Annotated in this window: 1 protein-coding gene; it reads right to left on the bottom strand. The window is 58.7% G+C overall.

Annotated elements, in window-relative coordinates; translation table 11 throughout:
- Nucleotides 1-262: 262 nt before the first annotated feature.
- The gene (locus DEQ92_RS21260; protein WP_115821744.1) at nucleotides 263-628 is read right to left on the bottom strand and encodes a hypothetical protein; all 366 of its coding nucleotides are present in this window, start codon (nucleotides 626-628) and stop codon (nucleotides 263-265) included.
- Nucleotides 629-653 lie beyond the last annotated feature (25 nt).

Below are 653 nucleotides of genomic sequence, written 5' to 3'. Positions count from 1 at the left end.
CCTCGCTGTCGGTAGCCGACGTAGACGATGTCGCGGTCACTTCTCTGGCTTCTTTGTTGGAGCGACTGTGAGTCGATAGTTCTACTCATGGGTCTGTTCGAAGGTACTCGTTTGAGTACCCCCGCACCCCTCAGGGGGTGAAAAACTTGCTGCAGTCTCTGAGTTGCAGATGTGCTTGAACGCGTTAACCAACACAACCGACTCAGACCGACTAGTTGTTGGTTAATCCGTGCTCGGTGGACGCTGTACTCGGGGAATGATTTCAGCGCTCGGCGCCGTAGACGATTGCCGAGCGGCTTTCGTAGCCGCAGTCGTGGCAGTCGAACCAGCGCTGAACTTTCGCCCCGTCTGCTGACTTCTCACCGACGAGGATGTCCTCGTTCGGGCATTCGGGACAACTCAATTCGGGCGCTGGCCGCTTCCGGAGCTCGTCACGGAACGATTTTGCGTCCTTCGTCTCGTACCCCCGCGACCATACTGGGTAGCCGTCGACGAGGATTGCGCCACGCCACTTGTAGCGGTACGAGTCCGGTGCTCGGTGTAAGACAGCCCGAGCGCCGATCTCGGTATTCCGGTATGCGAGTGTGGGCGTGCGGCTCTCACGCTTCCAGTTTGTGATTCGAGCCATCTGTTAGAAGTGGACGTCGGCGGGC

It is taken from the genome of Haloferax sp. Atlit-6N, assembly GCF_003383195.1.
GTDB lineage: Archaea > Halobacteriota > Halobacteria > Halobacteriales > Haloferacaceae > Haloferax > Haloferax gibbonsii.
This window is presented reverse-complemented; position numbering and strand designations above follow the sequence as displayed.

Bases quoted from the DNA above. Each gene is read 5' to 3' on its own strand.
- DEQ92_RS21260 (WP_115821744.1), bottom strand. From the start codon at position 628: ATGGCTCGAATCACAAACTGGAAGCGTGAGAGCCGCACGCCCACACTC.